The sequence below is a fragment of the Pseudomonas sp. MYb13 genome (assembly GCF_002980075.1).
Lineage (GTDB): Bacteria > Pseudomonadota > Gammaproteobacteria > Pseudomonadales > Pseudomonadaceae > Aquipseudomonas > Aquipseudomonas lurida.
On the sequence record NZ_PCQI01000002.1, the window covers coordinates 623,133 to 642,789 of the forward strand.

Genomic DNA, 19,657 nt, shown 5'->3' on the forward strand with positions numbered 1-19,657 from the left:
CGGTTAGCGATGGGCGCTAGGTGCGGCTAGTGCACGGGCGGCGGCGACATCCGCATTGATCGCCGTTTTCAACGCCTCAAGGGAGGCGAAACGCTGCTCTTCACGCAGCTTCTGGTGGAAAACCACCGTCAAACGCCGGTCATACAGATCACCGGCAAAATCCAACAGATGAACTTCCAGGTGGGCCTTGCCATCACCTGCAACCGTGGGCCTGACGCCTATGTTGGCGACTCCCGGCCACGATTGGCCGTCGATGTCGACACTCACCAGGTAAACCCCGGTCAGTGGCACACGACGACGCTTGAGTTGCACGTTGGCGGTTGGCGTGCCCAATTGGCGCGCCAGCTTCTGGCCGTGCAGGACCCGTCCGGCAATGCGGAACGGACGGCCGAGCAAACGCTCGGCCAAGGCGAAGTCGGCAGCGGCCAGGGCGTTACGCACCTGGGTGCTGCTCACGCGCAGGCCGTCCAGTTCGACGGTTTGCGCGGCTTCGACGGTAAACCCTTGGTTGACGCCGGCCTGTTGCACGAAATCGAAATCCCCGACGCGGTCGCAACCGAAACGGAAGTCGTCACCGACCTCCAAATGCTGCACGCCCAGGCCATCGACCAGGATGCGGTCGACAAACTCGGCGGCGCTCAGGCTTTGCAAACGCTGGTTGAAGGCCAGGCAGAGGACGCGGTCCACACCCTCTTCAGCCAGCAGTTGCAGCTTGTCACGCAGGCGAGCCAGGCGCGCCGGCGCGGTCTCGGGCGTGAAGTATTCCCGCGGCTGTGGTTCAAAAATCACCACGCAGCTGGGCACGCCCAACTCGACCGCACGCTCGCGCAGCCGGGCCAGGATAGCCTGGTGGCCACGGTGAACACCGTCAAAGTTGCCAATAGTGGCGACGCAGCCCCGATGCTCGGGGCGCAGGTTGTGGAGACCTCGAACCAGCTGCATAACGCGCTTCTTGCTCATAAAGTGGTCGATTATAACCACACCCGGCCCCGGACGACAGGCAACAGCACAGGCCAAATGGATCGAATCGATAAAACAACCGTTTTATCCCGGAAAACTCTCTAGCTCAGCGACTTGCGATTGAAATCCCGCAGCCGGAAACCTTGCAGCAGCAACATCCCGAAGTACACCACCACGCCGGCGACAACCAGTCCACCAAGGCGCATGAAGCGCTCCAGCATATGGCCCTCGTCCCAGGCGGGCATGAAGTGCATCAAGCCAAGTAGCACTGCCGACATCGCCCCCACCGCGACCAGCAATTTGAGAGCGAACAGCCCCCAACCTGGCTGCGGCTGGAACATCTGCTGTTTGCGCAGTTGGTAAAACAACAGCCCGGCATTGATGCACGCACCTGCACTGATGGCCAGGGCCAGGCCGGCATGGGCCAGCGGGCCGATAAACACCAGGTTGAGCAATTGCGTGACGATCAGCGTGAAAATCGCGATTTTGACCGGTGTACGGATGTTTTGCTGTGCATAGAAGCCCGGAGCCAGCACTTTGATCACGATAATACCGAGCAGACCGACGGAGTAAGCGACCAGCGCATGCTGCGTCATCAACGCGTCATGAGCATCGAATTGGCCGTACTGGAACAGCGACACGGTCAACGGCTCGGCCAGGATCCCCAAGGCCAGGGCGCACGGCAGCACCAGCACAAAACACAGCCGCAGCCCCCAATCGAGGATGCGTGAATACTCCTGGCGGTCCTTGCTCGCATAGGTACGCGCCAGCGTTGGCAGCAGAATAGTGCCCAGGGCCACGCCCAGCACCCCGGACGGCAACTCCATCAGGCGGTCGGCGTAGTACATCCACGACACCGAGCCAGACACCAGCAGCGAAGCGAACGCCGTATTGATAATCAGCGAAATCTGGCTGACCGACACCCCCAGGATGGCCGGCAGCATATTGCGCATCACGCGCCATACGCCGGTGTCCTTGAGGTTCAAGCGCGGCAGTACGAGCATGCCGATCTTCTTCAGGTGGGGCAGCTGGTAGAGCAACTGCGCCAGGCCACCCGCCAGTACGGCCCAACCCAGGGCCATGACGGGCGGATCGAAGTACGGCGTAAGAAACAGCGCGAAGATGATCATGCTGACGTTCAGCAAGGTCGGCACGAAAGCCGGCACCGAGAAGCGGTTCCAGGTATTGAGGATCGCGCCGGCCAGTGATGAAAGGGAAATCAGCAATATATAAGGAAAGGTCACCCGCAGCAGATCAGTGGTCAGCGCGAATTTTTCCGGCGTGTTGGCAAACCCGGGGGCCGTGGCCCAGATCACCCAAGGCGCGGCGAGCATGCCGAGCACGGTCACCAGCATCAGCACCAGGGTCAGCAGGCCCGAGACATAGGCAATAAAGGTGCGGGTGGCTTCCTCGCCCTGCTGGGTCTTGTATTCCGCCAGGATCGGCACGAATGCCTGGGAAAACGCGCCTTCGGCGAAGATCCGTCGCAGCAGGTTGGGCAATTTAAACGCAATAAAGAAGGCATCCGTGGCCATGCTGGCGCCAAAAATGCGCGCCAGCAGGGTGTCACGCACAAACCCCAGAACCCGGGAGATCATCGTGATAGAGCTGACGGCGGCCAACGATTTGAGCAGATTCATTGAAAGAGTTTGCGCCTATAGGTAAACAGCAGGCGAACAAAGCGCCCACTTATGCGATACTGCGCGCCTGCAACAGCACAGAGCCAAAGCTCGCGAGTTTACAGGTCAAGCGCCGGAAATAAATCACCCGCCTCTTCAGATCGACCACTCAGCAGTTCGCATCAGCCGCCCTTGACAACCCATCAAGTCATCGGCATGATTCGCGGCCTATTTTGTTTGCTATTTCCTAAAAAGTCTTTCGAGGAGCTCGACGGTGGCCAACACACCTTCCGCCAAAAAACGTGCAAAACAGGCTGAGAAGCGTCGCAGCCACAACGCCAGCCTGCGTTCCATGGTTCGTACCTACATCAAGAATGTAGTTAAAGCCATCGACACCAAAGACGCTGAAAAAGCCCAAGCTGCTTACGTTCTGGCTGTGCCAGTTATCGACCGTATGGCCGATAAAGGCATCATCCACAAGAACAAGGCCGCTCGCCATAAGAGCCGCCTGAATGGCCACATCAAGGCTCTGAGCGTTGCTGCTGCAGCCTAAGTGGTAACAACTGCAACGCAACCCCGGTTGCGAAACAGTTAAGAAATGCCCCGTACCGAAAGGTCCGGGGCATTTTTGTTTGTGCCTTATATCCAGAGTGTGCAGACCAAAATGTGGGAGCGGGCTTGCCCGCGATGAGCCCAGGTATCTACACAGTTTTTGCTGCAACCTACCCTAACCACGATGCGAAGCGAGTCGCTCTTGATCTTGATCTTGATCTCAGGCGCCCCATCAAACACGCTGGCCGGAATTCGACAGGGATTTGGGGGGTAAACCGGCAGGGATGCCGGTTTAGCCGCCCCGCGCCATGGAGGGCGCGTGGCGGCGGCCCCCCAAATCACTGTCGGATTACGGGCACACCGAGCGTGAGCGAGGTGCCGAGTGTTGGGGCAAGAGCCTTTTGGTTACTTTGGGGCTCTTTTCCAAAGTGACCCGCTGTAAGAGCGGAACCCATATCAGCCGTAACCTAAATAACGGATATGTACCCGGCCTGATCCAACATTCAGGCCGGCTGTCAGGCCGCCTTCGCGGGCAAGCCCGCTCCCACAGTTGGATCGCGGGGTGACAGTTAGATAGCGGGCGGCTGTCGGGGCGCCTTCGCGAGCAAGCCCGCTCCCACGTTTTTGAACTGCGTACATTTTCAGGGCACAAAAAAACGCCCCGAACCAGTCGGGGCGTTTTTGCTACCTATTGATCAAACCGCAATCAATGGTGATGACCGCCTTCACCGTGGACGTGGCCGTGAGCCACTTCTTCTTGGGAAGCGTCGCGGATGGCAACGATCTTCACTTGGAAATTCAGGCGCTGGCCAGCCAGTGGGTGGTTGCCGTCAACGGTCACGTCGTCGCCGTCCAGATCACGGATGGTGACGATCTGCATTTGGCCGTCCGGCGCGGAAGCGTGGAACTGCATGCCCACTTCCAGCTCGTCAACACCTTCGAACATGCTGCGGCTCAGGGTGCTGACCAGTTCGGCCGAGTACTCGCCATAGGCATCTTCAGGTTCTACGGCAACGGTCAGCTCATCACCGACGCTCTTGCCTTCCAGCGCCTTTTCCAGGCCTGGGATGATGTTACCTGCGCCTTGCAGGTAGACCAGCGGCGCGCCGCCGGCGGAGCTGTCGATGACCTCACCAGCGTCGTTGGTCAGGGTATAGTCGATGGAGACAGCCTTGTTAGCGGCGATCGTCATGGGGCGAGACCTTTTGCATAAGAATGAAGAACGGACAAGTCTAAACAAGGATTTGCCCGAAAGCGAACACAACCCGGACGGACGGGACCGATCAACGGCATCCTTCATCATCGGGTTCCACCAGGATGAGGACCAGCACTGGGTGGCCGAGCTGTCCTGCGGCCACACTCAGCACCTGCGCCACCAGCCACCCTGGCAGTCGCGCGCCTGGGTGCTTGATCCCGCGCAACGCCTTGAAAAAATAGGCCAGCCCTTTGCCTGCGGCTGGTGTACGCAGGAGCGCGAATAACGATAACCTTGGCGCCTGATTCGCGGTAGACGCTCAGCCATAGAGCGCCACCCAAGCCATGCACCTCCAGAGAATTCGCATGCAAACTTTTTTTATCGCGCCCACCGATTTTGGTGTGGGTCTGACCTCCATCAGCCTTGGGCTGGTGCGTACCCTTGAGCGGGCCGGGCTGAAAGTCGGCTTTTTCAAACCGATTGCCCAGCCGCACCCAGGCGACACCGGCCCCGAGCGTTCCACCGAGCTGGTGGCGCGCACCCACGGCCTGAAGCCGCCACAGCCGTTGGGCCTGGCCCACGTCGAGCGCATGCTCGGCGACGGCCAGCTCGATGAGCTGCTGGAAGAAATCATCACCCTGTATCAGCAGGCCGCCGTGGGCAAGGATGTGCTGATTGTCGAAGGCATGGTGCCGACCCGCAGCGCCAGCTATGCGGCGCGGGTCAACCTGCACCTGGCCAAGAGCCTGGATGCGGAAGTGATCCTGGTGTCCGCCCCGGAAAACGAAGTGCTCACCGAACTCTCGGGCCGCGTGGAATTACAGGCGCAACTGTTTGGCGGCCCAAAAGACCCCAAGGTACTCGGCGTGATCCTTAACAAGGTGCGCACCGACGAAAGCATGGAAGCCTTCGCGGCACGCCTCAAAGAACATTCGCCGCTGTTGCGCAGTGGCGATTTCCGTTTGCTCGGCTGCATACCCTACCAGCCGGAACTCAATGCGCCGCGCACCCGCGACGTCGCCGACCTGATGGGCGCGCAGATCCTCAACGCCGGTGACTACGAAACACGGCGCATGACCAAGATCATCATCTGCGCCCGCACCATGCGCAACACCGTGGAGCTGCTCAAGCCCGGCGTGCTAGTGGTGACGCCCGGCGACCGCGACGACATCATTCTTGCGGTCAGCCTGGCGGCGATCAACGGCGTCCCCCTGGCCGGCCTGTTGCTGACCAGTGACACCCTGCCCGACCCACGCATCATGGATTTGTGCCGCGGTGCGTTCCAGGCCGGGCTACCGGTGCTGTCGGTGAGCACCGGCTCCTACGACACCGCCAACCAGCTCAATAGCCTCAATAAAGAAATCCCCATTGATGACCGCGAACGTGCAGAGATCATTACCGACTTCGTCGCCAGTCACCTCGATGCGCGCTGGCTGCACCAACGCTGTGGCACGCCACGGGAAATGCGCCTGTCACCCGCGGTGTTCCGCTATCAACTGATCCAGCGCGCCCAGGCGGCCAACAAGCGCATCGTGCTGCCCGAAGGCAGCGAGCCATTGACCGTGCAAGCCGCCGCCATCTGCCAAGCACGGGGGATTGCCCGTTGCGTGCTGCTGGCCAAGCCGGCGGACGTGGAAGCGGTCGCGCGTGCCCAGGGCATCGAACTGCCCGAAGGCCTGGAGATTCTCGACCCCGACCTGATTCGCCAACGCTATGTCGAACCGATGGTCGCGCTGCGCAAGAGCAAGAGCCTCAACGCGCCAATGGCCGAGCAGCAACTGGAAGACACCGTGGTGATCGCCACCATGATGCTTGCGCTGGATGAAGTGGACGGCCTGGTTTCCGGCGTCATTCACTCCACCGCCAATACCATCCGCCCTGCCCTGCAGCTGATCAAGACCGCGCCGGGCTGCACCCTGGTGTCGTCGGTGTTCTTCATGCTGTTCCCCGAGCAGGTGCTGGTGTACGGCGACTGCGTGATGAACCCGCACCCGAGCGCCGCCGAGCTGGCGGAAATTGCCCTGCAGAGCGCCGACTCGGCGGCCGCGTTCGGCATCACCCCGCGCGTGGCGATGATCAGCTATTCCAGCGGCGAATCGGCCAGCGGTGAGGAAGTGGAAAAAGTCCGCGAAGCCACCCTGCTCGCCCACGAACAGCAAAGCTCGCTGCTGATCGACGGGCCGCTGCAATACGACGCCGCAGCCAACGAAAACGTGGCCCGGCAGTTGGCGCCCAATAGCCAGGTCGCTGGCAAGGCCACGGTGTTTGTGTTCCCCGACCTCAATACCGGCAACACTACGCACAAGGCTGTGCAGCGCAGCGCCGATTGCGTCAGCCTGGGGCCGATGCTCCAGGGCCTGCGCAAACCGGTGAACGACCTGCCGCGCGGCGCCCAGGTGGATGACATCGTGTACACCATCGCGCTCACTGCGATCCAAGCCGCCAACCGACCCATAGATATCTAAATGCTGGATTTTCTACCTGCCGCCCTACGCGGTGTGATCGCTTCACTGCTGTTGGCGCTGAACACGATCCTGCTGTGCTCGTTCCTGTTTATCGTGGCGTTGTTCAAGGCGCTGCCGTTTGCCAAGCGTTTCAGCGAATGGCTGATGAACCACACTCACGAAGCCTGGGTAACCAACAACAAGGGCTGGATGAACCTGGTACGCCGCACCCGCTGGCACCTGACCGGGCTCGAAGGGTTGGACTATCAGCACTCGTACCTGGTGACCAGCAACCACCAGAGCTGGGTCGACATCATGGTGTTGCAATACGTGCTGAACCGGCGGATTCGCCCACTGAAATTCTTCCTCAAGCAAGAGTTGATCTGGGTGCCCGTGATTGGCCTGGCGTGGTGGGCGCTGGGCTTCCCGTTCATGAAGCGCTACACCAAGGCCTACCTTGAAAAACACCCGGAGAAGAAAGGCAAAGACCTGGAAACCACCCGCAAGACATGTGCAAAGTTTCGCGACAACCCGGTGGGCATTTTCAACTTTGCCGAGGGCACACGGTTCACACCGGGCAAGCACGCCCAGCAGAACTCGCCGTTTCGCTACCTGCTCAAGCCCAAGGCCGGCGGTATCGCGTTTGTGCTGGATGCCATGGGTGAGCAATTGAAGTCGCTGGTAAACGTGACCATCCACTACCCTGGCGGGCGCCCCGGGTATTGGGACTTGCTGTGCGGGAAGGTGAAGGACGTGGTGGTGCACTTTGAAGAGGTGCAGATCCCGGCCGAGTTCATTGGCAAGAATTATGAGCAGGATGGGGCGTATCGGTTGGCGTTTCAGGGCTGGATCAACCAGCTGTGGGAAGACAAGGATGCGCTGCTGGACAAACTGCACACAGACTTCCCGGATAATAAGTGATCAACATGTGGGAGCGGGCTTGCTCGCGAATACGGTGGGTCAGCCACACATGTATTGACCGACACTCCGCTTTCGCGAGCAAGCCCGCTCCCACAGTTGACCGAGTTGTTTTCAAGACGCCATGAAAAAGCCCGCCACCGAGTCATCGGTGGCGGGCTTTTTTGTGGCCGCGAGGGTTAGATCGCGCCGCGCTGACGCAACAGTTCCAGCACTTGCTTGACGCTCTCTTCCACCGACAGGGCCTGGGTGTCGATCACCAGATCGGCATTCAATGGCACGTCGTAGGGGAAAGACTCGCCAGGGATGTTATCCCCACCGGCGGCGTACAAGCCTTGCGGATCACGCTCGGCGCACACCAACGGCGACGCTTGCACGTAGACGGTCAGCAGACGGTCGCCGCCGATCAGCGCCTTGGCCTGCTCACGGCCTTCGGCATCCGGTGCCACAAACGCGGCCAGGGTCAGCAGGCCGGCTTCGTTGAACTGGCGCGCCACGTGAGCGGCACGGCGCCAGTTCTCGGTACGACCGGCGCGGTCCTGCGGCAAGCCCTTGTTCAGGTCGTGACGCAGGTTCTGGCCATCGAGTACAAACACCGCACGGCCCATGTCGAACAGCTTGCGCTCGACCGCGTAGGCCAAGGTGCTCTTGCCAGCGCCGGACAGGCCGCTGAACAACACGGTGGCCGGTTGCTGGCCGAAGCGCAGGGCGCGCTCTTCGGTGGCGACATGAGCGAGGCTGCCGTGCTGCGCAGCACCACCATGGCTGACCGGCGGCGCGATGATCATGCCCGCAGCCACCGTGCCGTTGGTCAAACGGTCGATGACGATAAACGCGCCCGTGGTGCGGTTGCTGTCATAGCCGTCCAGGGCGATGGCAGCATCGAGGCTGACCTTGACGCGGCCGATCTCGTTCAACTGCAGCGAACTCGCCGGGCCTTCGGCCAGGGTGTTCACATCCACGCGATGCACGATGCTGGTGATGGAACCCGGCACGTAGCTGGTGGCGCGCTTGATGTCGTATTTCTTGCCCGGCAGCATCGGCTCTTCGGCCATCCACACCAGCATGGCGTCGAAGGCGTCAGTCACTTGCGGCACGTTGTCGGCATGTACCAGCAAGTCGCCACGGGAGATGTCGATCTCGTCTTCCATGGTCAGGGTCACGGCCTGGCCTGGGCCTGCGTGCTCCAGCTCACCTTCAAAGGTGACGATGGATTTGACGCGGCTGCTCTTGCCCGACGGCAGCACCACGACCTCGTCGCCCTTGTGCACGATGCCGCTGGCCAGGGTGCCGGCAAAACCACGGAAGTTCAGGTTCGGACGGTTGACGTACTGCACCGGGAAACGCAGGTCGGTGTAGTTGCGGTCGTTGGCGATCTCGACGGTCTCGAGAATCTCCATCAGCGATTGCCCGGTGTACCAAGGCGAACGCTCGCTCTTGTTCACCACGTTGTCACCCTTGAGCGCCGACATCGGCACGAAGGCCAGTGTGCTCGGCTTGAAGGCGATACCGTCGGCGAACTTCAGGTAATCGGCCTTGATCTGCTCGAATACGCTTTGGTCGAAGCCGTTGATGTCCATCTTGTTGACGGCCACCACGATGTGCTTGATGCCCAGCAACGAGGCGATGAAGCTGTGGCGACGGGTCTGGGTCTGCACGCCGTAGCGGGCGTCGATCAGGATGATCGCCAGGTCACAGGTGGAAGCACCGGTGGCCATGTTGCGGGTGTACTGCTCATGGCCAGGGGTGTCGGCGATGATGAATTTGCGCTTGGCGGTAGAGAAGTAGCGGTAGGCAACATCGATGGTGATGCCCTGCTCACGCTCGGCCTGCAGGCCGTCGACCAGCAACGCCAGGTCGATGTCGTCACCGGTGGTGCCGGACTTCTTCGAATCGCGGGTGATGGCTTCCAGGTGATCTTCGTAGATCATCTTGGAGTCGTGCAGCAGGCGCCCGATCAGGGTGCTCTTGCCGTCGTCGACGTTGCCACAGGTCAGGAAGCGCAACATTTCCTTGCGCTCGTGCTGGCCCAGGTAGGCGAGGATGTCCTCGCTGATCAAATCAGATTGATGCGACATGACAGCCCCTTAGAAATAGCCTTGACGTTTTTTATCTTCCATCGAGCCTGCACCATCGTGGTCGATGACACGGCCCTGGCGCTCGGAAGTTCGCGTCAGGAGCATTTCCTGAATGATGTCCGTCAGCGTCTCGGCTTCGGACTCCACCGCGCCCGTCAACGGGTAGCAGCCAAGGGTACGGAAACGTACTTTCTTTTTGACGATTCGGGCTTTGTCTTCGTCGGAGAGGTGCTCGAGGATGCGGTCGTCGTCGATCATGATCAACGTGCCGTTCTTCTCGATCACTTCGCGTTCGGCGGCGAAGTACAGCGGCACGATCGGGATGCCTTCCAGGTAGATGTACTGCCAGATGTCCAGCTCGGTCCAGTTGGACAGCGGGAACACACGGATGGACTCGCCCTTGTTGACGTTGCCGTTGTAGACGTTCCACAGCTCGGGGCGCTGGTTCTTCGGGTCCCAGCGGTGCTTGCTGTCGCGGAACGAGTACACGCGCTCTTTGGCGCGGGATTTCTCTTCATCGCGACGGGCACCGCCGAAGGCTGCATCGAAACCATGCTTGTCCAGCGCCTGCTTGAGGCCCTCGGTCTTCATGATGTCGGTGTGCTTGGCGCTGCCGTGGGTGAACGGGTTGATGCCCTGCGCCACGCCGTCCGGGTTGACGTGGGTGATCAGGTCCAGGCCCAGTTCCTCGACCATCTTGTCGCGGAACTTGTACATCTCCTGGAATTTCCATCGGGTGTCGACGTGCATCACCGGGAACGGCAGCTTGCCCGGGAAAAAGGCCTTGCGTGCCAGGTGCAGCATCACGGCGGAGTCTTTACCGATCGAGTAGAGCATCACCGGGTTGTCGAACTCGGCGGCGACCTCGCGGATGATGTGGATGCTTTCCGCCTCCAGCTGTTTCAGATGCGTCAGTTTGTCGACCATGGTTACTCACGGAAAAACGATCTTATGGACGGCCAGCGGGCCGTGTTCGAGCGGGGCATGCTAGCACAGCACCTGCTTCTATTCAGGACGCGGGCTAGATCGAAACGGTATATGAATATGCCCCGAGGTTTGGGAGTGAAACACGTTCATGAGTGTGAGCTGGCTTGCCTGCGGTGCAGACAACTCGGTACGTCAGCCACACCGAGTTGGAGCCGTCGCAGGCAAGCCAGCGCCCACATTGGTTAAGCTGTCTGGCTTAGATCGGGTTGGGGCAATCGATAAACAGATGCTCAAGGGCGAAGCGCCGTGCCAGGTACTCCCCCAACGCCTGTACGCCGTAACGCTCGGTGGCATGGTGGCCGGCTGCGATGAAGCTGACGTCGTTTTCACGGGCGCTGTGAAAGGTCTGCTCGGAGGCCTCACCGCTCAGGTACAGGTCGACGCCCGCGGCAATCGCCTGGTCGATATAGCCCTGGCCACCGCCTGTGCACCAGCCGACGCGGCGGATCATCTCGCTGCCTTCGATCAGCAGGGGTTCGCGGCCCATGACTTCCTGCACTCGGCGCGCAAAATCACGGGGCGAGAGGGGCTCGGCGAGGGAGCCGACCAGGCCGACGATTTTCGGGTTGCTCGGGTCCAGCGGGCCTTCGACGGTGATGTCCAGTTGACGGGCCAACTGCACGTTGTTGCCGACGTCGGGGTGCAGGTCCAGGGGCAGGTGGTAGGCCAGCAGACTGATGTCGTGCTTGAGCAACGTTTTCAGGCGGCGCTGCTTCATGCCGGTGACGCAGGGGTTTTCGCCCTTCCAGAAATAGCCATGGTGCACCAGGATCAGGTCGGCCTGGGCCTCGACGGCTGCATCGAGCAGGGCTTGGCTTGCGGTCACGCCGCTGACGATACGCATCACCTGGGGGCGCCCCTCGACCTGCAGGCCATTGGGGCAATAGTCGGCAATTTTTGCGCTGCCGAGGTAGCGGTCCGCTTCCTCGACGAGGGTGGTAAGGGGGACTGCCATAAAAGACTCCTAAATATCCCGTTCGAAGGCGCTCGCAGCCTCGTATAATGCGCGACATTATGGGCGCTCTCCCGCCCCCTGCAACCTGTCAGGACTTACTTGATGCTCAAGGCGCTGCGTTTTTTTGGATGGCCATTGTTGGCTGGCGTGCTGATCGCGATGTTGATTATTCAGCGTTTCCCCGAGCTGGTGGGGCTTCCCAGCCTTGATGTCAACCTGCAGCAGGCACCGCAGAGCAACGCGGTGGTGCAAGGCCCGGTGACCTATGCCGACGCGGTCACCATTGCCGCCCCGGCGGTCGTCAACCTGTATACCACCAAGGTCATCAACAAACCGGCCCATCCGCTGTTTGAGGACCCACAGTTTCGCCGCTACTTCGGTGACAACGGGCCCAAGCAGCGCCGCATGGAGTCCAGCCTCGGATCCGGGGTGATCATGAGCCCCGAAGGCTACATCCTCACCAACAACCACGTGACCACCGGTGCCGACCAGATCGTGGTGGCCCTGCGTGACGGCCGCGAAACCCTGGCTCGCGTGGTGGGTAGCGACCCGGAGACCGACCTCGCGGTCCTTAAGATCGATCTCAAGAGCCTGCCTTCGATCACCCTCGGCCGCTCCGACGGTTTGCGCGTGGGCGACGTGGCACTGGCCATCGGCAACCCGTTCGGCGTAGGGCAGACCGTGACCATGGGCATCATCAGCGCCACCGGGCGTAACCAGTTGGGCCTCAACAGCTACGAGGATTTCATCCAGACCGACGCGGCGATCAACCCGGGCAACTCCGGCGGTGCGCTGGTGGATGCCAATGGCAACCTGACCGGTATCAACACGGCGATTTTCTCCAAGTCCGGCGGCTCCCAGGGTATCGGTTTTGCCATCCCGGTGAAGCTGGCGATGGAAGTGATGAAGTCGATCATCGAGCACGGCCAGGTGATTCGCGGCTGGCTGGGGATCGAAGTGCAACCGTTGACCAAGGAGCTGGCCGAGTCCTTTGGCTTGACCGGTCGGCCTGGCATCGTGGTCGCCGGGATCTTCCGCGACGGCCCAGCACAGAAAGCCGGCCTGCAACTGGGGGATGTGATCCTCAGCATCAACGGCGAACCGGCCGGAGATGGCCGCAAGTCGATGAACCAGGTGGCGCGGATCAAACCGACCGACAAGGTCGCGATCCAGGTCATGCGCAACGGTAAAGAGATCAAGCTGCTGGCGGAAATCGGACTACGCCCACCGCCTGCGCCGGTCAAGGAAGAGGAATAAGCGCTTGATCGAGGTGCCCGTACGCGGGCACCTGTAACCCAATATTTCAAAGCAATCCATTCTCATTAGTCATGTTATATTGTTTCAATATCGATATTGGAACGCTCTATCATGCCGTCTCGAAGAACCGCCCCCTTGGCTGGCCTGGCCTTGGCCTTGCTGCTTGATCCCGCCTTCGCCGAAGAAAACACCCTGGAGCTCGACACCATCAGCGTCACCACCGACGCCTATGAGTCCGCCACCAGCCCGGTCATGGGCTACCGCGCCACGCGTTCCGCCAGTGCGACCAAAACCGACACCGCCCTGCGCGATATCCCACAGTCCATCAGCGTGATTCCCGCTACGGTGCTCAAGGACCTGGGCAGCACCAACGTGGAACGCGCCCTCGAGTTTGCTGGCGGTGTGTCCAAGCAGAACAATTTTGGTGGCCTCACCCTCTACGAATACAGCGTGCGCGGCTTCACCACGTCGGAGTTCTATCAGGATGGCTTCAGCGCCAACCGTGGTTACCCGAGCACACCGGACACGGCGAACATCGAACGCATCGAAGTGCTCAAGGGCCCCGCCGCCAGCCTGTACGGCCGTGGCGATCCCGGCGGCACGGTGAATATCGTCACCAAGAAGCCCCAGCCAGAAGCCTTTGCCACCCTGCAAACCAGCGCGGGCCGCTGGGATCGCTACCGCACTGCCCTTGACCTCAACACCCCGCTGGACAGTGACGGCAACGTGCTGTCGCGGGTCAACCTGGCGGTGGAAGACAACCACAGCTTCCGCGATCACGTGCAGAGCAAGCGAGTATTCGTCGCGCCCTCGTTCAGTTGGCAACTGGACCCGGACACCACCCTGTTGGTGGAAAGCGAATTTGTGCGCCACAGCTCCACCTTCGACCGCGGCATCGTCGACGCCAGCGGCGTATCACGCTCCACCTTCCTCGGGGAACCCAACGACGGTGATATCGACAACCATAACAACCGTATCCAGGCCACCCTTGAGCATCACCTCAACGACGCCTGGAAACTGCGCCTGGCCAGCCACTACAAGCAAGGCAGCCTGTGGGGCGACGCCTCGGAAAACCGTGCACTGAATGCCAACGGCCACACCCTCAACCGCCGCTATCGTGAACGTTCCACAGGTTGGCACGACAGCATCACCCAGCTGGAGCTCCGGGGGCTGTTCGACAGTGGCCGCTGGCAGCATGAACTGCTGGTGGGCACCGAGTACGAGGACTACCGCAAGAAGGAACGCGTGACCGCTATCGCTGGCAGCCCCTATGCCATCGACATCTACAACCCGGTCTACGGCCAGCCCAAGCCCAACGGCGAACGCTCCGGCACCGACGTCTTCGAACAGACCAAAAGCCATGCGCTGAACCTGCAGGACCAGATCATCTTCACCGACCGCCTGCGCGGTATGGTCGGTGCGCGCTTCGAGCATTTCGATCAGAGCACCGATGACTTCACACGCAACCACGCCAAGAGCCGGCAAACCCACGACGCCTTTACCCAGCGTGCCGGCCTGCTCTATCAGCTCACGCCGCAAGTCGGGGTGTTCGCCAACGCCTCTACTTCGTTCAAGCCCAACAGTGGCCTGGATGCCGAGGGCAAATCCTTCAAGCCCGAAGACGGTGTGGGCTATGAAGTGGGGATCAAGAGCGAGCTGTTTGACGACCGCCTCAGCGCCACCCTCGCCGCGTTCCATATCGAAAAGGAAAACGTGCTTGCGCTGGACCCGGCCACCAATACCAACCGCGCCATGGGCAAGGCACGTAGCCAGGGCCTGGACCTGCAAGTGAGCGGGCAAGTCAGCGATGCCGTGAGGGTGATTGGCGCGTTTGCCTACATCGACGCCGAAGTGACCAAGGGCGATAAAACCATTCCCACCGGCAGCCGGATTCTCGGCGTCGCCAAGCGCAGCGGCAGTCTGTTGGGGGTGTATGAATTCCAGGACGGCGCGTTACGCGGCTCGGACCTGGGTGCAGCGTTCACCTATGTCGGTGATCGCTCCGGTGAAGCCGGCACGGGTTTCGAGTTGCCGGCATACCACACGGTCGATCTGCTGGCCCATTACAAGGCCACGGAGAACGTCACCGTGGGGCTGAACCTCAACAACCTGTTTGATGAGCGGTACTACGAGCGCTCCTACAGCAACTATTGGATCACCCCCGGTGAGCCGCGCAACCTTACGGTCAGCCTGACCCTCAACCTGTAACGCGGTAAAACCGGTGGGAGCAGGCTTGCCCGCTCCCACCGTTCGATCTTCACTCGGGTCCAATTACAGCGCCATTGGCGCTCTTTCACATAAGGTATTGAGCGCCTTCGCCCATTGCGGGTCATCATTCAGGCACGGCACCAACACCAGCTCCTCGCCCCCCGCCTCGCGGAACTGCTCCAGGCCGCGATCGCCAATTTCTTCCAACGTCTCGATGCAATCGGCGACAAACGCCGGGCACATCACCAGCAGCTTCTTCACGCCTTGCTGGGCCAACGCCTCCAGGCGCGCCTCGGTGTAGGGTTCGATCCACTTCGCGCGGCCCAGACGCGACTGGAAGGCCACCGACCACTTGCCCTCCGGCAACCCCATGCGCGCGGCGAAGTCACGGGCGACACTGAAGCATTGCGCGCGATAGCAGGTCTTGAGCACCTCGGCGGACGCGTTCTTGCAACAGTCGGCATCCTTGAAGCAATGCTGGCCGGTGGGATCGAGCTTGGTCAGGTGCCGCTCAGGCAAACCGTGGAAGCTCAGCAGCAAGTGGTCGTAATCCTGCTCCACGTAAGGCCGCGCGCTTGCTACCAGAGCATCGAGGTATTCTGGCTGGTCGTAGAACGGTTGCAGGATGGAGAACTGCACATCGAGCTTTTTGTCGCGCACCACACGCTTTGCCTCCTCAATCACCGTGGTCACGGTGCTGTCGGCGAACTGCGGGTAAAGCGGCGCCAAGGTGACTTTACGGATGCCCTGGGCGGCAAGGCGGGTCAGCACCGTTTCAATGGACGGCTCACCGTAGCGCATCGCCAACTCTACCGGGCCTTGAGTCCACTGCGCGGTCATCTGCTGTTGCAGGCGGCGACTGAGCACCACCAGCGGCGAGCCCTCGTCCCACCAGATGGAGGCGTAGGCTTGGGCCGACTGCTCGGGACGCTTGATCAGGATCAGCGACACCAGCAAGCGTCGCACCGGCCACGGCAGGTCGATCACATAGGGGTCCATCAGGAACTGATTGAGGTAGCTGCGCACATCGGCCACCGAAGTGGACGCCGGTGAGCCCAGGTTGACCAGTAACAACGCGTGATCCGTCATGCAACATCCTATCTCTAGAGGCGGCTGGACAAGTCGTCCAGGGCCGCACGCAACTCAGTGAACTGGAAAGTGAAACCAGCGGCCAGCAACCGTTCGGGCACCGCCTTCTGCCCACCCAGCAGCAGGCCGGACAACTCGCCCAGGCCGACCTTCAACGCAAAGGCCGGCATCGGCATGAACGCCGGGCGGTGCAGCACCTGGCCCAGGGTTTTCGCAAACTCGCGATTGCGTACCGGGTGTGGCGCACACGCATTATAAGGACCGCTGGCGTCAGGCTTGTGCAGAAGAAAATCAATCAGGGCGATTTGATCCTTGATATGCACCCACGGCATCCACTGCCGACCATTGCCGATCGGCCCGCCCAGCGCCAGCTTGAACGGCAGCAGCAGGCGCGACAAAAAGCCGCCCTGCGCCGCCAGCACCAGCCCGGTACGCACCAGCACCACGCGAATGCCCAGGGCTTCGGCGCGCTGGGCGGTTTCTTCCCAGGCGATGCACAGCTGGCTGGGGAAATCGTCTTGCACCGGGCCGCTGGCTTCGGTCAACTCACGCTCGCCACCGTCGCCGTACCACCCGACCGCCGAACCTGAAATGAGCACCGCTGGTTTTTGCGCAAGGGTTTCAAGCCATGCCAGCAGGGTTTCGGTCAGGCTGATGCGGCTGCTCCACAACAATGCCTTGCGCTTGTGGGTCCACGGACGGTCGGCAATCGGCGCGCCGGCGAGGTTAATGACCGCGTCGACGGGGCCGATAACCTCTTGCAGGCTGGCAACACCTGCCACCTGCTCGCCGCATCGCCGGGCAACCTGGTCTGGATGTCGACTCCACACCGTCAGGCGATGGCCCTGGGCGAGCCAGTGCTGGCAGAGTTGACGGCCGATCAGGCCAGTACCGCCGGTCAGCAAAATGTGCATGGGATCTTCCTCATGTAACGTTCGCCGCCCATCACTGGTCTATTTTATAAGCAGGGATCAATTTGAACGGGCGTGACGTTGGATTAAGCCTCTGCTCTAACCATAGGTCACGCCGTAAGAACAGGTCAGCCAAAACTTATACCAAAAAACAATATTGTACAGCTATTGGTGTCGGCGTAGTCTGTACCCAACGGTAAAACGAGGCCTCCCATGACTGTTCCCATCGCGATCATCGGCACCGGCATCGCCGGTCTCTCCGCCGCCCGAGCGTTACGAGACGCGGGGCACGTCGTGCAACTCTTCGATAAAAGCCGCGGCAGTGGTGGCCGCATGTCCAGCAAGCGCAGCGATGCCGGCTCCCTGGACATGGGCGCACAATACTTCACCGCCCGCGACCGGCGCTTCGTCAACGAAGTGCAGCGCTGGCAAACCAATGGCTGGGCCGAGCAGTGGAAGCCCCAGCTCTACAACTTCAAGTCCGGCGAGCTCACGCAGTCTCCCGATGAACAGATCCGCTGGGTGGGCACGCCGCGCATGAGCGCAATCACCCGCGCCCTGCTCGATGACCTGCCGGTGGAATTCGGTTGCCGCATCACCGAAGTGTTCCAGGGCAAGCAACACTGGAACCTGCTGGATGCCGACGGCGAAAACCACGGCCCTTTCAGCCATGTGATCATCGCCACCCCGGCGCCCCAGGCCACTGCGCTACTGGCTGCAGCGCCCAAGCTGGCGAGTGCCGCCGCCGGGGTAAAAATGGACCCGACCTGGGCGATCGCCCTGGCCTTTGACAAACCCCTGGATACGCCCATGGAAGGCTGCTTTGTACAAGACAGCCCTCTCGACTGGCTGGCACGCAACCGCAGCAAACCGGGGCGCGACACCACCCTCGACACCTGGGTGCTGCATGCCACGAGCGCTTGGAGCAAGGCGCACCTGGACCTGCACAAGGAGGCGGTGATCGAGCACCTGCACGGCGCATTCGCCGAACTGCTGCACAGCGCTATGCCCGCCCCATCGTTCAGCCTTGCACATCGCTGGCTGTATGCGCGACCGTCCAGCAGCCACGAATTCGGCGTGCTGGCCGACGCCGACCTGGGCCTGTACGTGTGTGGTGACTGGTGCCTGTCGGGCCGCGTGGAAGGTGCGTGGCTCAGCGGCCAGGAAGCCGCACGACGCTTGATGGAACACCTGCAATGAACCGTATCAACCCCGCCAAATTGCTGCTGTCAAAGTGGACAGCAGCACACCCCCGCAACAAGGAAAAGCACTTCCTGGTCACCGAGCTGTTTGTTGACGATGAAGGCACCGTGCTGGAAATCGAACTGCAAGCTGTGATGACTCGCCGCAGCGAACGCCTGCCGTGGCAAACCCTGCAAAATATCGACGCCTGGAAAATCGGCTGGAAATAACCCGCTCGCAAAACTTGTACAAATAATTTGACTTGTACAGCATCAAACCTATGATGAGGTTAAGTTGTACAAGATCAGAGCCTTGTACAGGAATCTTGCGAGGGTTCGTGTATGTCCAGCACCACCAAACCGAAGATCGCCATCAGCGCCTGCCTGCTGGGCGAGAATGTGCGCTTCAACGGCGGCCATAAACAATCCCTGCTGTGCAGCCAGACCCTTGCCGATTATTTCGACTTTGTGCCGCTGTGTCCCGAAGTCGCTATCGGCCTGGGCATCCCCCGCGAGCCGATTCGCCTCGTGGGCGACCCTGCCCACCCGCAAGCCGTCGGTACCGTGCACCGCGAATTGAACGTCACCCAGCCATTGGACGACTACGGCCAGCAGATGGCGGCGGAACACACCGACCTGTGCGGCTACATCTTCATGCAGAAGTCACCGTCCTGTGGCCTGGAGCGGGTCAAGGTGTACCGCGAAAACGGCACCCCGGTGGACGGTGGCGGACGCGGCATTTATGCCAAGGCATTTTGTGCACGCCACCCCAACTTGCCGGTGGAAGAAGACGGCAGGCTGAACGACCCTGTGCTGCGTGAAAACTTCCTTACCCGCGTCTTCGTGTATGCCAGTTGGCAGCAACTGTTGGCTGACGGCCTGACCCGTCACCGCCTGCTGGCCTTTCATTCGCGCTACAAATACTTGTTGATGGCTCACAGCCCTGCGCACTACAAAAGTCTCGGCCACCTGCTTGGCAGCATGACCAAGGGCGTCAACCTGGAAGAATTGGCCAGCGGCTATTTCAGCGAACTGATGACCGGGCTGACCAAGTGCGCCACCCGGGGCACCCACACCAATGTGCTGCAGCACATCAGCGGCTATCTCAAGCAGGCCATCAGCGCCGACGACAAGCAGGAAATGCAAACCGTCATCGGCCAGTACCGCCACGGCATCGTGCCGTTGGTGGTGCCGATGACCCTGCTCAAGCACCACTTTCGCCAACACCCGGACCGCTACATCGCGCAGCAGGCGTACCTGCAACCGCACCCGGAAAACCTCAGCCTGCGAAATGCGATCTAAA

Annotated in this window: 17 protein-coding genes; 9 read left to right on the top strand and 8 right to left on the bottom strand. The window is 61.0% G+C overall.

What is annotated here, in order from left to right:
* Positions 1-3 precede the first annotated feature (3 nt).
* Both ribF and murJ read right to left on the bottom strand, forming a co-directional pair.
* On the bottom strand, positions 4-942 hold the full coding sequence (gene ribF, locus CQ002_RS06405; RefSeq protein WP_177431152.1) for a bifunctional riboflavin kinase/FAD synthetase: 939 nt from the start codon (positions 940-942) through the stop codon (positions 4-6).
* A 119-nt stretch (positions 943-1,061) separates the two neighbouring features.
* Positions 1,062-2,600, bottom strand: coding sequence for a murein biosynthesis integral membrane protein MurJ (murJ, locus tag CQ002_RS06410; protein WP_034102057.1), 1,539 nt, complete (start codon positions 2,598-2,600; stop codon positions 1,062-1,064).
* A gap of 253 nt (positions 2,601-2,853) precedes the next feature.
* Between murJ and rpsT the strand changes: the two genes are divergently transcribed.
* Entirely contained in the window at positions 2,854-3,132 is a 279-nt protein-coding gene (rpsT, locus tag CQ002_RS06415) for a 30S ribosomal protein S20 (RefSeq protein ID WP_016976313.1), read from the top strand.
* A 705-nt stretch (positions 3,133-3,837) separates the two neighbouring features.
* On the opposite strand, the gene CQ002_RS06425 is transcribed toward rpsT, so the two are convergent.
* The gene (locus tag CQ002_RS06425; protein WP_027606858.1) at positions 3,838-4,323 is read right to left on the bottom strand and encodes a peptidylprolyl isomerase; all 486 of its coding nucleotides are present in this window, start codon (positions 4,321-4,323) and stop codon (positions 3,838-3,840) included.
* Here CQ002_RS06425 and CQ002_RS06430 point away from each other — a divergent pair.
* The 3 genes from CQ002_RS06430 (at position 4,322) to CQ002_RS06440 (ending at position 7,691) form a co-directional block, all read left to right on the top strand.
* On the top strand, positions 4,322-4,612 hold the full coding sequence (locus CQ002_RS06430) for a DUF3565 domain-containing protein (protein ID WP_105161628.1): 291 nt from the start codon (positions 4,322-4,324) through the stop codon (positions 4,610-4,612). The genes CQ002_RS06425 and CQ002_RS06430 overlap by 2 nt on opposite strands.
* A gap of 79 nt (positions 4,613-4,691) precedes the next feature.
* Complete coding sequence (gene pta / locus CQ002_RS06435; protein WP_105161627.1) at positions 4,692-6,791, top strand: phosphate acetyltransferase; 2,100 nt, start codon at positions 4,692-4,694, stop codon at positions 6,789-6,791.
* Positions 6,792-7,691: an acyltransferase gene (locus tag CQ002_RS06440; RefSeq protein WP_034102051.1), complete on the top strand. Its 900-nt coding sequence runs from the start codon at positions 6,792-6,794 to the stop codon at positions 7,689-7,691. It begins immediately after the preceding gene.
* A gap of 176 nt (positions 7,692-7,867) precedes the next feature.
* Here the strand turns inward: CQ002_RS06440 and cysN are convergent, their stop codons facing one another.
* The 3 genes from cysN to CQ002_RS06460 form a co-directional block, all read right to left on the bottom strand.
* Entirely contained in the window at positions 7,868-9,766 is a 1,899-nt protein-coding gene (cysN, locus tag CQ002_RS06445) for a sulfate adenylyltransferase subunit CysN (protein ID WP_069021576.1), read from the bottom strand.
* Between the two features lie 9 nt (positions 9,767-9,775).
* Positions 9,776-10,693, bottom strand: a complete 918-nt coding sequence (cysD, locus tag CQ002_RS06450) for a sulfate adenylyltransferase subunit CysD (protein WP_005784641.1) — start codon at positions 10,691-10,693, stop codon at positions 9,776-9,778.
* Positions 10,694-10,949: 256 nt separating this feature from the next.
* Complete coding sequence (locus CQ002_RS06460) at positions 10,950-11,708, bottom strand: Nif3-like dinuclear metal center hexameric protein (RefSeq protein ID WP_034102044.1); 759 nt, start codon at positions 11,706-11,708, stop codon at positions 10,950-10,952.
* A gap of 102 nt (positions 11,709-11,810) precedes the next feature.
* On the opposite strand from CQ002_RS06460, the gene algW reads away from it, so the two are divergent.
* Together algW and CQ002_RS06470 are read left to right on the top strand one after the other, a co-directional pair.
* Positions 11,811-12,965, top strand: a complete 1,155-nt coding sequence (gene algW, locus CQ002_RS06465; RefSeq protein ID WP_034102043.1) for a Do family serine endopeptidase AlgW — start codon at positions 11,811-11,813, stop codon at positions 12,963-12,965.
* Positions 12,966-13,076: 111 nt separating this feature from the next.
* The gene (locus tag CQ002_RS06470; RefSeq protein WP_105161625.1) at positions 13,077-15,173 is read left to right on the top strand and encodes a TonB-dependent siderophore receptor; all 2,097 of its coding nucleotides are present in this window, start codon (positions 13,077-13,079) and stop codon (positions 15,171-15,173) included.
* 63 nt (positions 15,174-15,236) lie between these two features.
* Here CQ002_RS06470 and hemH read toward each other — a convergent pair whose 3' ends face one another.
* Positions 15,237-16,262: a ferrochelatase gene (hemH, locus tag CQ002_RS06475; protein ID WP_105161624.1), complete on the bottom strand. Its 1,026-nt coding sequence runs from the start codon at positions 16,260-16,262 to the stop codon at positions 15,237-15,239.
* A 14-nt stretch (positions 16,263-16,276) separates the two neighbouring features.
* The gene (locus tag CQ002_RS06480) at positions 16,277-17,176 is read right to left on the bottom strand and encodes a TIGR01777 family oxidoreductase (protein WP_098465754.1); all 900 of its coding nucleotides are present in this window, start codon (positions 17,174-17,176) and stop codon (positions 16,277-16,279) included.
* Between the two features lie 210 nt (positions 17,177-17,386).
* Here CQ002_RS06480 and CQ002_RS06485 point away from each other — a divergent pair, with 210 nt between their 5' ends.
* The 3 genes from CQ002_RS06485 (at position 17,387) to CQ002_RS06495 (ending at position 19,656) form a co-directional block, all read left to right on the top strand.
* The gene (locus CQ002_RS06485; protein ID WP_105161623.1) at positions 17,387-18,373 is read left to right on the top strand and encodes an NAD(P)/FAD-dependent oxidoreductase; all 987 of its coding nucleotides are present in this window, start codon (positions 17,387-17,389) and stop codon (positions 18,371-18,373) included.
* Complete coding sequence (locus tag CQ002_RS06490) at positions 18,370-18,585, top strand: TIGR02450 family Trp-rich protein (protein ID WP_034102037.1); 216 nt, start codon at positions 18,370-18,372, stop codon at positions 18,583-18,585. Before CQ002_RS06485 ends, CQ002_RS06490 begins: the two co-directional genes overlap by 4 nt.
* Positions 18,586-18,696: 111 nt before the next feature.
* Complete coding sequence (locus CQ002_RS06495; protein WP_034102036.1) at positions 18,697-19,656, top strand: DUF523 and DUF1722 domain-containing protein; 960 nt, start codon at positions 18,697-18,699, stop codon at positions 19,654-19,656.
* Position 19,657 lies beyond the last annotated feature (1 nt).

Bases quoted from the DNA above. Each gene is read 5' to 3' on its own strand.
- cysD (WP_005784641.1), bottom strand. From the start codon at position 10,693: ATGGTCGACAAACTGACGCATCTGAAACAGCTGGAGGCGGAAAGCATC.
- ribF (WP_177431152.1), bottom strand. From the start codon at position 942: ATGCAGCTGGTTCGAGGTCTCCACAACCTGCGCCCCGAGCATCGGGGC.
- CQ002_RS06490 (WP_034102037.1), top strand. From the start codon at position 18,370: ATGAACCGTATCAACCCCGCCAAATTGCTGCTGTCAAAGTGGACAGCA.
- CQ002_RS06460 (WP_034102044.1), bottom strand. From the start codon at position 11,708: ATGGCAGTCCCCCTTACCACCCTCGTCGAGGAAGCGGACCGCTACCTC.
- algW (WP_034102043.1), top strand. From the start codon at position 11,811: ATGCTCAAGGCGCTGCGTTTTTTTGGATGGCCATTGTTGGCTGGCGTG.
- murJ (WP_034102057.1), bottom strand. From the start codon at position 2,600: ATGAATCTGCTCAAATCGTTGGCCGCCGTCAGCTCTATCACGATGATC.
- hemH (WP_105161624.1), bottom strand. From the start codon at position 16,262: ATGACGGATCACGCGTTGTTACTGGTCAACCTGGGCTCACCGGCGTCC.
- CQ002_RS06470 (WP_105161625.1), top strand. From the start codon at position 13,077: ATGCCGTCTCGAAGAACCGCCCCCTTGGCTGGCCTGGCCTTGGCCTTG.
- cysN (WP_069021576.1), bottom strand. From the start codon at position 9,766: ATGTCGCATCAATCTGATTTGATCAGCGAGGACATCCTCGCCTACCTG.
- CQ002_RS06485 (WP_105161623.1), top strand. From the start codon at position 17,387: ATGACTGTTCCCATCGCGATCATCGGCACCGGCATCGCCGGTCTCTCC.
- CQ002_RS06440 (WP_034102051.1), top strand. From the start codon at position 6,792: ATGCTGGATTTTCTACCTGCCGCCCTACGCGGTGTGATCGCTTCACTG.
- pta (WP_105161627.1), top strand. From the start codon at position 4,692: ATGCAAACTTTTTTTATCGCGCCCACCGATTTTGGTGTGGGTCTGACC.
- CQ002_RS06425 (WP_027606858.1), bottom strand. From the start codon at position 4,323: ATGACGATCGCCGCTAACAAGGCTGTCTCCATCGACTATACCCTGACC.
- CQ002_RS06480 (WP_098465754.1), bottom strand. From the start codon at position 17,176: ATGCACATTTTGCTGACCGGCGGTACTGGCCTGATCGGCCGTCAACTC.
- CQ002_RS06495 (WP_034102036.1), top strand. From the start codon at position 18,697: ATGTCCAGCACCACCAAACCGAAGATCGCCATCAGCGCCTGCCTGCTG.
- CQ002_RS06430 (WP_105161628.1), top strand. From the start codon at position 4,322: ATGGGGCGAGACCTTTTGCATAAGAATGAAGAACGGACAAGTCTAAAC.